Annotated in this window: 8 protein-coding genes and 2 pseudogenes; 6 read left to right on the forward strand and 4 right to left on the reverse strand. The window is 41.6% G+C overall.

From position 1 onward, the window contains the following. The 4 genes from AC5V8P_RS19160 to AC5V8P_RS19175 all read left to right on the forward strand — a co-directional run. Positions 1-762: ATP-binding cassette domain-containing protein (locus AC5V8P_RS19160; RefSeq protein WP_495473782.1), on the forward strand; the 762-nt coding region annotated here is incomplete at its 5' end. Between the two features lie 547 nt (positions 763-1,309). After that, a complete protein-coding gene (locus tag AC5V8P_RS19165) occupies positions 1,310-2,926 on the forward strand; it encodes a spore germination protein (RefSeq protein WP_063212656.1) in 1,617 nt (538 codons plus the stop codon). Between the two features lie 12 nt (positions 2,927-2,938). After that, on the forward strand, positions 2,939-4,165 hold the full coding sequence (locus tag AC5V8P_RS19170) for a Ger(x)C family spore germination protein (protein WP_063212604.1): 1,227 nt from the start codon (positions 2,939-2,941) through the stop codon (positions 4,163-4,165). Positions 4,166-4,194: 29 nt separating this feature from the next. After that, positions 4,195-5,292 carry a GerAB/ArcD/ProY family transporter gene (locus AC5V8P_RS19175; protein WP_064796495.1) on the forward strand — a complete coding sequence of 366 codons (1,098 nt, stop codon included), beginning with the start codon at positions 4,195-4,197 and terminating at the stop codon, positions 5,290-5,292. Positions 5,293-5,613: 321 nt separating this feature from the next. Here AC5V8P_RS19175 and AC5V8P_RS19180 read toward each other — a convergent pair whose 3' ends face one another. Then, on the reverse strand, positions 5,614-6,132 hold the full coding sequence (locus AC5V8P_RS19180) for a DUF4367 domain-containing protein (protein WP_063212602.1): 519 nt from the start codon (positions 6,130-6,132) through the stop codon (positions 5,614-5,616). Positions 6,133-6,346: 214 nt separating this feature from the next. Between AC5V8P_RS19180 and AC5V8P_RS19185 the strand changes: the two genes are divergently transcribed. Both AC5V8P_RS19185 and AC5V8P_RS19190 read left to right on the forward strand, forming a co-directional pair. Then, complete coding sequence (locus AC5V8P_RS19185) at positions 6,347-7,102, forward strand: MerR family transcriptional regulator (RefSeq protein ID WP_063212601.1); 756 nt, start codon at positions 6,347-6,349, stop codon at positions 7,100-7,102. A gap of 57 nt (positions 7,103-7,159) precedes the next feature. After that, positions 7,160-7,816: pseudogene (locus tag AC5V8P_RS19190) on the forward strand (DUF554 domain-containing protein). A gap of 888 nt (positions 7,817-8,704) precedes the next feature. Here AC5V8P_RS19190 and AC5V8P_RS19195 read toward each other — a convergent pair. From AC5V8P_RS19195 to AC5V8P_RS19205, 3 genes and pseudogenes are all read right to left on the reverse strand, one after another. Continuing rightward, positions 8,705-8,800, reverse strand: coding sequence for a GH25 family lysozyme (locus tag AC5V8P_RS19195; RefSeq protein ID WP_495473783.1), 96 nt, complete (start codon positions 8,798-8,800; stop codon positions 8,705-8,707). Positions 8,801-8,808: 8 nt separating this feature from the next. After that, positions 8,809-9,068, reverse strand: a pseudogene (locus AC5V8P_RS19200) (phage holin family protein); the annotation flags it as partial. Positions 9,069-9,127: 59 nt separating this feature from the next. After that, positions 9,128-9,550 carry a hypothetical protein gene (locus tag AC5V8P_RS19205; protein ID WP_064796494.1) on the reverse strand — a complete coding sequence of 141 codons (423 nt, stop codon included), beginning with the start codon at positions 9,548-9,550 and terminating at the stop codon, positions 9,128-9,130. Positions 9,551-9,977 lie beyond the last annotated feature (427 nt).

The following is a 9,977-nucleotide window of genomic DNA, read 5'->3' on the forward strand; positions in this document are numbered from 1 at the left end:
TCGAAAAATGGCACACGAAATTCCGGTTCCAAGCTTGACAAGGGGTACGTCGGGCATAAGGCAGCCAAAATGATGAAGCGCTCGAAATCCATCGAACAGCGGCAACATGCTGCTTTAGAGGAAAAATCGAAACTGCTCCGAAATATCGAACAGTCGGAAAGCCTTGCGATTTCTCAGCTTGAGTATTCCAAATCCGAACTGGCGATACTGGATCACGTCACGATTTACTACGGGGAAAGAGCGGTTTGCAAGAACGTGAGTCTGACGATTGAACCCGGAGATCGGATTGCAATTTCTGGTCCAAATGGTTCAGGTAAGTCTAGCTTGCTTCACCTGCTCAACGCTGAGGCGCTACATTATACAGGTACGTTTCAGCGGGACCCGCAGCTTCGCGTTTCCTATGTATCCCAAGATACTTCTCATCTGCGAGGAACACTCTCCGATTATGCAGCAGAGCACAGAATTGACGAAAGCTTATTTAAGGCTGTGTTGCGTAAACTAGATTTCGCCCGCATCCAGTTCGAAAAGGATATATCCGCGTTTAGCGGCGGGCAGAAGAAAAAAGTTCTGATCGCAAGAAGCCTATGTGAGGAGGCTCATCTGCATATTTGGGACGAACCACTCAACTTTGTCGACGTGATTTCCCGGATGCAGATTGAGGAACTGCTGCTTGAGTACACGCCGACCATTGTATTTGTGGAACATGATCGGGAATTTCATGACCGTGTCGCCACAAAAACGATTGAACTCGGTGGGGATTAGAATTTTATAAATCAATCGAAGATCGGCAGTCTAGGATTTTATTTTTTCGTCCTTGGCTGCCGCTTTTTCTTTTGGAGCTTTTCTAACGGGTATTTTAACTTAAAAAACAAACAACAATAATCCGTGTCCTCTACAAGATGGATAGTTTGTACCTTTTAAGCAAGCTTCCTCGCGGGTATTATTCGAGCAGAATGTGCCTAATTATAACGACTTCTATCTCTCCTATACAAGCATGCCGCCGAATCGATTACGTAACTCGTCCATCGCTCCATCAAGTTCATTCAGGTCTATGTTCCCTTTGTCTCGACTACCTTTACACTTTCGCGCCTCCAACCTGATCCCACACATCAGCAAAACGCTCGATTCCGCTTTGGCTGTTTTAACACTGGTGATTATCTAAGAAATATAGACTCTCAGCTAAAACCTCGACAATAAGCATAGTTGCAATGGATTGATATACAAGCTTTTTTTACAAAATCCATACATATAAATTTTGGAATAGCAACATATTACAGTTGACTGATATCTAGAAGGGAACTATATGGCCATGGCTGACAAGTTAAAAAAATGGCTGTTTAAACAGCCTTTACGATCTAAAAATGGCACGAACTCTGAACCAGTTAATGACGAAAAATCGACTGAGCTATCCGAAGAGCTGAGTATCACGCTTAAGGACAACATGACCCTACTGAAGCAGAAAATAGGACATAGCACGGATTTCAATCTTCGTTGTTTGAACGATGAACAGGGCAATCCGGTTCTCGCTATAGGTTTTCTTCAAGGTTTGATTGATCAACAAATTTTAACGACACTGTTGGAGGAACTCACTGCAGGTATTCGAAATGGAGATGTCTCTAATCGTAATGCTGAAAGTTGGTTGATGAGTCTTATCCCTATTGGGGGTATCACTTGCCTTGAAAATGAGCAATCACTTATCGATGCCGTTCTTAATGGACAGGCAGTTCTCCTCGTCGAAGGCAGATCCAAGGCCTTTGCAGCTTCTATCAGCGGGGGGGCTAAAAGATCTGTTGAGGAGCCAACATCGCAGACAGTAATTCGCGGTCCTAAAGAAGGGTTTACCGAGGATATTTCCACCAATATCGCACTCCTCCGGAGAAGGATTAAATCAACTGAACTCCACTTTGGTTCTCGAATTATTGGATCATACACGCAGACGAAGGTATCGGTAGCATATGTTCGAGACATTGCAGATCCAGAGGTGGTTAAGGAAATCTCCAAACGATTAGATTCCATTAACACTGATAGTATTCTCGAAAGTGGATATATAGAGGAATTTATTCAAGATGGGGTATGGACACCCTTTCCAACCATGGTTAACACCGAGCGGCCGGATACTGTAGCAGGCAGTTTACTTGAAGGACAAGTAGCGATATTGGTTGATGGGACCCCATTTGCCCTGATTGCTCCCGTAACCTTTTTTCGGTTCATCTCATCCAGTGAGGACTACTACCAACGTTATGATCTGGCATCTTTTCTTCGGATCGTTCGGATGGCATCCTTCTTCTTGGCATTGCTTTTACCCGCGTTCTTTATTGCAACAACTACGTTTCACCAGGAAATGCTGCCTACAACAATGCTCATCACTTTAGCTGCACAGAGAGAAAATACACCATTGCCAGCCCTACTTGAGGCAATGATAATGGAGCTCACCTTCGAAGTCATCCGCGAAGCAGGAGTACGAATGCCTCGTGCCGTAGGGCCTGCAATCTCTATCGTTGGAGCTTTGGTTCTTGGACAAGCTGCCGTTCAGGCGGGATTGGTTTCCGCAGCTATGGTCATTGTGGTATCATTCACAGCCATCTGCAACTTTGTGTTACCTTCATTCAGTATGGCTGGGTCTGTTCGTTTGCTCAGATTTGGACTTATGCTAATGGCAGGTTTATTGGGGTTATACGGCGTTTTGTCAGTCTTGGTTCCCATCCTCGTTCGATTAGTATCTGTGAATTCGTTTGGCGTTCCTTATATGATGCCGCTCGCACCTTTCTATAAGAGCAATATGAAAGACCTGTTTGTGCGTGTACCTAGGTGGAAGATGAAGAAGCGGCCTGTAATGATTGGGGATTCCAATCCAGTAAAGCAGGCAACGGAACAGGAATCATTTGCAGAGCAAGCGGGGGAACACGGCCGAGATCCCATGGCGTAAGGAGGAGTGAATATGTCCCAATTAGGCAGGTTTATTTGGGTCTTGGTCATATTATTCATTTTGCCGGGTTGCTGGAACCGAGTCGAACTGAATGAGCTGTGGGTAACTGCAGCTACAGGGGTAGATATGATGGACGACGGACAGTGGATGATGTCCTATCAGATTATTGTTCCCTCCGCCCTTGCAAGTGGTACCGGAGGAGGAACCGGAGGGTCTTCTCAACCGGCATCCCATGTATTCTCTGTAAAGTCCAAAACCTATACCCAGGCATTATTGTACAGCAATTTAAAAACATCAAGACGAATTTACGTAGCACATAATCGTGTTGTATTTATCGGTAAAAGAACGGCTGAAAAGGGAATGGACCGTTTAATCGATTTTTATCTTCGTAATACGGAAGCAAGGGAAATGGTAACTATGATTGTAACAGATGGACTAGCATCCGATCTATTAAAGAAATTGTTGCCGCCTGAAAAACTTCAAGGCGCAGCCATGGCTGAATTAGTCGACAAAGAGAGTGATATGTTATCGATGTTTCCAAAAGTCAGGGTATATGATTTTGTATTAAGCATGAACTCGGATTCCAAATCCATCGGGGTACCTGTCGCCGAGTTGATCGGAGAAAGAGACTACCAGAATGAGCAGGAAGCAGAGAGTCTAGATGTCTTCAAAAAAACCTCGGCCCCGCTCAAACTGGCATTGACTAAATTGGCGATATTCCAAAACGGAAAGCTTAAAGGATTTCTAAACAAGAAAGAGAGTCTGGGAGTATCTTATCTGTCTCAAAAGGTTAGCAATACTGAAGTTTCGTTCCCATGCGACGAACAACCCCGTAGGGAAATGTACTCTTCCCTGCTAGTAAACTCAACTAATGTGAAGATCACCCCACAAAAAACGAGTTCTCATTACACTATGCAGGTTGGAGTGAAAATTAACGGGACTTTAAGTGAAACAACATGCACTAAGGATATTTCCAAGACGAAGACCATACATGATTTGGAAGAAGAGATTGCACAAGAAGTGACCAGTACGATAAATGAGGGCTGGGCTAAACTTCAGGAACTTGGGGTAGATGCAACTGGTTTCGCTGACCGGATTCACCGGAGGTTCCCAAAAGAGTGGAAGACAGTGAAAAAAGACTGGGAGCGGGAATTCAAGAGGATAGAACTGGACATTCGAGTGGATGCACGGATTAAGCGTCCTGGACTCCTACAAAAGCGTATCGGAAGTCAAACCTAAACCAATTTGTATGAAGGGACTCAAAAAGTATGAGGGAAACCGTCACTAGGGTATCCGGGTTAGCTATCGCCTTTTCCTTGTTTCAGGTTGGCAGTACAACATTATTCCTATTGGGAGCTAAAGCCAAGCAGGATGCATGGCTAGCCATGCTGATCGGTGCACTTGCAGGCTTCGTCCTGCTAATCATGTATTTATACATGCATAAGCTTGACCCACACCGGGATTTGTATGAACTCCTATGCCATTATTGGGGAAAATGGGTTGGTAGTCTGGGTGGTCTTCTGTTCATCAGTTACTTTGCTTATGAAGCTTCCAGGAATGTCAGAGACATGGGTGAGCTCGGCGCATTGACATTGCTGAACAGAACCCCTACCGAAGTTATTACGTTTATAGCATTAATTGCCTGTGCCGATGTGGTATCGTTTGGGCCGAGAGTCTGGTTCCTTCTATGTCATATATTTTTTCTTCTGCTTTTTTTTGGTTACAGCACTTTACTATTGCTTACTCCTTTTACGGGACTCATTCACTTTGAGTTTTTGTTTCCTGTATTGGAGAACGGTTTAACTCCCGTAGTGAAGGCTGCCATTCCTGAGATCATGTCTTTTCCCTTCGGGCAGACGATTCTTTTTCTTGTGCTGTTCAAGCTTGTCACGGATAAACGTAAATTACAGCGGTCGATCGTCATTGTTTACTGGATCACTGCTGTGTTCCTTATTGTAATGAATGAGCTAACAATCCTAGTTCTAGGTCCGAAATGGGCAGCATCAAGCACCTATCCCTTATTTGAGGTTACACAACTTATTCAACTACCAAAAACATTCGAGAGAGCTGATGTTCTGTTTTCGATGATTCTATTTATTGGAATCGGAGTCAAAACAGCTGGTTTTATGTTTGGTGCCGTTATTGGACTTCAAACAATAACCCCTTTTAGATATAAGCCTGCGTTACTGTTGCTGAGCATCATCATATACGGCCTTACGTTTCTCTCCCCAAGGTTAACCGAATTTTTGTGGTTCGGTCTTAATGTTGCTTTGATTCAAATCTGGCCTATCTTTCAGATTGCTCTACCTGTCCTCCTTTTCCTGACCATGCTAATTCGGAAGAAAAAGAGAAGGGCTTATGGTTAACTATGGCCTTCTCAACACTTCCTTTACAGTTCATAAAGGTACATATGCCTTTACGTCTACCACTATGGTATTTTCAAAAAGCCTCAGTAATAAGATCTGGTTCTTTAGCCGTATCTGTTTCTATGACAGTGCCCATTGAAGGATGACCGACATATGATCCTTTTTCCCAATCCATGAGGCTGCTTTTTTATGGACAGAGCTCTCTTTAAGGCTGGCTTTTGCTCACTTTCTTGATATTGTTCATCCCACCCTCCCAACAGATAAAAGCAATAAAAAACACAAGCATTTGCGCTTGTGTTTTGATGAAGCCGATATATCAGATCACTCTCGAATTTTCTTGGCAATTTCCATCAATTCATCAAGAGTCATTTTAAAAGCAGAAATCGTATAAAAGTGATCTTTCGTAATTAGATGAACAACTTTTCTCTCTTTACCATTTACATAGGCAGTGGTATGGCCATTGATTGTAGTCAACTCAACGTTCTCCAACTTATAAGAGTCTTTCAATTTCTCAATGGTGGTCTCTTCATCCATTTGAGATTCAGTTTGAATGACCATGATCTCAGCACCATTAGCACCGCGATATAATTGTCTAATAACCAGACCATATTTACCTTGTTTTGCGGTTGTATTTAATAGTTTTAGCTTGTGCTCTTCAGCCACTGTTGTTTTATGCGACGCCCCCTGCGTTAGATCAGGAATATGGATATCTTCAACTTTCGTCTCAACCGGAATCTGTGATGGAGCTTTTGATTCAGCAGCATATGAACTATTTACAAAAGCAGCACTGCCTATTACAAGTGCGCCACCCAATGCTACAGCCACTAATTGTTTTTTCAATTTTAGCCCTCCTCTTAATCAACTGTCCTAAATTAGATTTAATTTCCTTTTCAACGCAAGTCCTCCCATTTTCATATCTAGGATTTTATCCCAGTTCATGCAGAAAGTCTAACGAAAGGGCACAGAACAACACATTTGTATTGTCAAAGTATGAACTCCCAAATTGTTAAGCTATACTATAATGGCAAAAAACGAAGGAGAATTGAGAGGTACAATGAGTACAATGTTTTTGATCGGAGAAATTTCCAAGCTCTTTCAAATCGATATCCGAACACTACGTTACTATGAAAGCATTCATCTTTTTGAGCCAGCATCAGTCGATGAAACAACTGGTTATCGTTATTATTCAATTGATCAATTCGAACGCCTGAACACAATTCTTTATCTCAAAGAGCTTAATATCCCGTTTATAGAAATAAAACTTTTTCTTGACAATCGTAATGTGGATCATATTTTAACTTTATTAAAAGAGCAAAAACGCAGAACAGAGAAAAAAATTACTGAGTTTAAACAGATTCAACAAAGAATTAATAAAAGAATTCAGCAGATCGAAGATGTATCTAATGTAGAAGAACTCTTCAAAATCCGGGTAACGCAGCTTCCCGAACGAATGATTGTCATGCTGAAACAAAAAATTGATAGAAGTGACAATCTGGAAATGTCGATCCGTATGTTAGAAAAAAATAGTAATATGAAATCTACCATTTTCCTCGGACAAGTCGGATTAGCAATATCTGTAACGAATCTACAACAGAAAAAATTCGATGAGTACGATGCTTTATTTCTATTCGTGGAACTGGATAAACATCTATACTCCAATGCGACTATAAAGTCTCTTCCTCAACAAAGATACCTGAGGGCTATATTTTGGCAGATGACGCACTCGAAATCACTTATATTGATTATGGACTTACACAGGATACCTCCAAATTCGTTACTGAGATTCAAATACCGATTGAATAATAGTTGACCCTCCAGTTACTGGAGGGTTTATTCTTTTAAAAAACAAATTGTAGAAGAGAGCGACATGATTGGGACGATTGTTAATGTAGCAACAATTATTATAGGTAGTGTAGCAAGAAGTATTTTCAGGAAGTATTTTCAAGAAGGGTTTAAAGAGTCTTACCAAGATATTCTTATGCAGGCAATGGGTTTGGTAGCGGCTGCACTTGGTATTAATGCGATAGCTACATATATGCCGCAAAGCCAATATCCCGTGTTGTTTATTGTTAGCTTGGCACTGGGAGGCGTTATTGGTCAGAAACTTGATTTGGAGCAACGATTCAAAAATGTGGTTACAAAAATTTCAAAAGGAAATTTGGCGGAGGGGTTATCAACTGCCATATTGTTATTTTGCTTAGGAACAATGTCTATTTTGGGACTAATAGAAAGTGCACTGGATGGGATAACCTCAATTGTTCTGGCGTCAACGTTCGGTATCGGGATCATTTGGTCTGCAGTAGTACTTTTTTGTTAGCAAGGGTCACTGTACTTGCTGGCAAATGTTTTATCTAATTTCATCACGTCTGAACTATTGACCGAAACATCAATTGTTGGCGGGGTGCTAATATTCTGCGCTGGTTTAAGCGTCCTTGGCATACGAAACTTCAAGACGATAAACTCAATTCCAGCACTACTGATCCCTGTTATATTTATCGCCTTGAAGAGTACAATAGGCTTCTAAAGTGGATCTAACATACTCCATTCTTTGGCCTCACATTAGAAAGGAATGTATATAATTTGTGCCATTCGACACTAAAAGGCCGGTTTTTTTCCGGTCTTTTCTTATGAGACACCTCTCTAAGCTAGATAAAGTTCTTTAGCTTCGAAGACGTCCTCTTGAATACTATTAAATTTGAAGTGACGGCTAACCCTCCTGAAGAGCAACTTTAATTATTAAAGGAGTCATAATATGTATATCTGTTCCCATCAAACTTTCTCCAACATTAAGGCAAAGTGTCAGATGGGTGATAATTTGGTGAAATCATTATTTCTGGTAGATAAATGTAAATCTCTGCACTATAACAACTTTACACCATAGTTGCATACCGAAGATAAACAAACTGAGGAGGCAACAAGTATGTCTTTTGGAAATGAGCTAACCTTGTTAATCTCTCTGTTGTTCTGACACTTTATTTTCTCCCTTTTTATTGAACCGCGTACGAATCTCGCCCAGCGTTTCCGGGTCACTGTGTCGCTTGGGACGTGAGTATCACTGTACCGGGCTATCCATAATGGCTAACCGCCTAAGGAGGCGTTAATTTACTGATGTATTGCCTGTATCGATAATGGGCTTATGTCCTCTAAGTCGCTCCATCCCCAGCAGGAAGGCCAAAGCAACAGCACTAATAAGCGTTTTAGACAGGTTGCCGGGATTGTTTTCATAGTCCCTTACAAGTCCAGCGATTTCCCACCCCCTACCTGTTCCAATGCCTCAGCAAAAATGCCGCGCTTCCGCTTTAGCTACTTTAACGCTGATTACGTCTAAAAAAGTGGTGTACTCCCAACAATACCCAGCTACTCTGGCTCTTTTAGCATTCGTGGTGAATGTAGGACCAACGTAACGTTGCCCCTAGCTGGCCTTGATGAAGGCAAATGAAATACCGTCAGCCTTGATCTCCTTCCAATCAATCTTTCCTTGATAACGGGATAGGTTGATCCCCTGCACGTACCTTTTTCCCCGCTTGCATTTTTGTTCTCCCCTTCTTGATTTCCACTTTTACTCTTCAGGACTTCTACTGCCTGCCGGATCACTGGTGGGATAGGTGCTCCGAGTCTACCGCCATTCTCCAAAATGGAAAGCAGCTCATTTGCCATATAAAAATAGGCGACCGTATCCCTAAAAAGGTGCGAATCGCCTCATACTCCATCAATCAGATGAGATACAGCATTGCCAATATAAAAACCTTTCGAGCAATACCGACTACCTTAATCTGAAAAGCTTCTGCTACTTCAATTATACATTCGTAGAAACTACTGTAGCAACTATTATGTGTTAATAACGGATATTGAATTCGCCGCCGCCACCATCTGGAGATGTTGCTGAAATCCTTTGATAACCATAAACATCTCGGACGGTTACCACTTGGCTTCCGTAAGTATGTGCAGTCCATCTTACAGGGTATAATGTTCCATTCTGATTACTAAATGTGAAATTATAATCACCTAGTACACGAGCATTAAAAGTGATCGTAACAATTCCCGTCATATATATATAAGGACTTATTCCTTGATCAAAATACCCCGGGTATGGGTTACTTGCGAAAAGATCAATTCCCTGTGCCTCTAGTGTCTTAGTTTCTTGTGAAGGAGGGTTAGTTGTAGTAGCAACCTCGTCGGCGAAAGCGGCCTGGGTAGGTGCTAAGAGCATAGCCATAGTTGACAGTAATGAAATTGCTGATTTTTGATATTTTTTCACAATCAAAATCTCCTTTAGAAAAATGAATTTGGAATGAAAAGTGCGCTCACTATTTCTAATAGACTGGAAGATTAGTAAAACAGTACTTCTTTCCAAAATTATCCCCTAGGTAAACGTGGTCTCAGACAATTATGCCTTAGAGGTATCTAGTTGTTAAGAGTCTTACTAAATCGGTGGTAAAATTTTTTTCATGAAGCCGAGACATTCTTATCCCTCCTGCAAATTTGTTGCTACAAGGACTTATGATACATTTTCGTCTTCTAGAAAATAATATGTGTTATGGATTATATTTTATTTTAAGACGGATTGTAATATGAAGTGCGACACCTACTGGAAATAAATAAAAAATGGCCCATGGCCGGATTCGTGTAGAATGAAGGTTCCTACACCACATTCACACAAGGAGAATCCACCATGAGCTACACAC

Source organism: Paenibacillus sp. N119s (genome assembly GCF_059447605.1).